1 protein-coding gene is annotated in these 890 nt (G+C 66.5%); it reads right to left on the bottom strand.

Annotated features, from left to right (window positions below; genetic code table 11):
- Nucleotides 1-697 (bottom strand): aminoacyl-tRNA hydrolase (gene pth / locus A3728_RS12095; protein ID WP_067923930.1); only part of this gene is annotated, 697 nt, incomplete at its 3' end.
- Nucleotides 698-890 lie beyond the last annotated feature (193 nt).

The following is an 890-nucleotide window of genomic DNA, read 5'->3' as shown; positions in this document are numbered from 1 at the left end:
CCGAACGGGCATCAGAAGATTCCTCGGCAGGTTCGCCTTTAGTGGCCTGGGGGGCAGAGGGCGGGGTGGGCTGCGCCTCTGCCTGAGGTGCGGCCGGGGCAGGGCGTTTATCCCCGGTACCGGACCGCGGGGGATTTACCCGCTGCCCCACCGCGTTCATGAACCGCCCGGTGTCGCCTTCGGCGAGGAAGGGGGCACCATCGCTGATGCCGCGCAGCACGTCATCCAGCCAGTCGGCGTCGGCCTTGGCAAAGTCACGCAGAACGTAACCCGGCACCGCATCCTTGTGGCCCGGATGCCCCACGCCGAGCCGCACGCGGTCATGCCCCGGCCCGATATGCGCATGGATCGACCGCAGACCGTTGTGCCCCGCATGCCCGCCGCCGCTCTTACATTTGACCTTCCCGGGGGCGAGGTCGATCTCGTCATGGAAAACGATGATGTCGGCGGGCTCTAGTTTGTAAAAGCGCATGGCCGCCTGGACCGACTGGCCGGAGTTGTTCATGAAGGTTTCCGGCTTGAGCAGAACGGCCCGGGCCGAGCCGAAGCGGCCTTCGCTGATGCTGCCCTGATGCTTGCCCTTCCATGGCGCAAAGCCATGGTCCGCCGCGATGCGGTCCAGTGCCATGAAGCCGATGTTGTGGCGATTCCCGGCATATTTGCCGCCCGGATTGCCCAGGCCGACGAATAGTTTCATGAGCGGTCTCCTTTCAGGGCGGATCACAGGCAGGGGCGCGGGGCAGGGCAATGAGTGGGGTCTACGCGGTCCGCAGTGAGTTTGACAAGCACATCGGACCGCCGTGCCAGCCCCCTCCCCGGACGCAGGCGGCGGTGCGAAACGAAAACGGGGCCGCGTCGCGGCCCCGTTTTCGTTTCGCACCGCCGCCTGC

The organism is Sulfitobacter sp. HI0040 (genome assembly GCF_001634885.1).
Lineage (GTDB): Bacteria > Pseudomonadota > Alphaproteobacteria > Rhodobacterales > Rhodobacteraceae > Sulfitobacter.
This window is presented reverse-complemented; position numbering and strand designations above follow the sequence as displayed.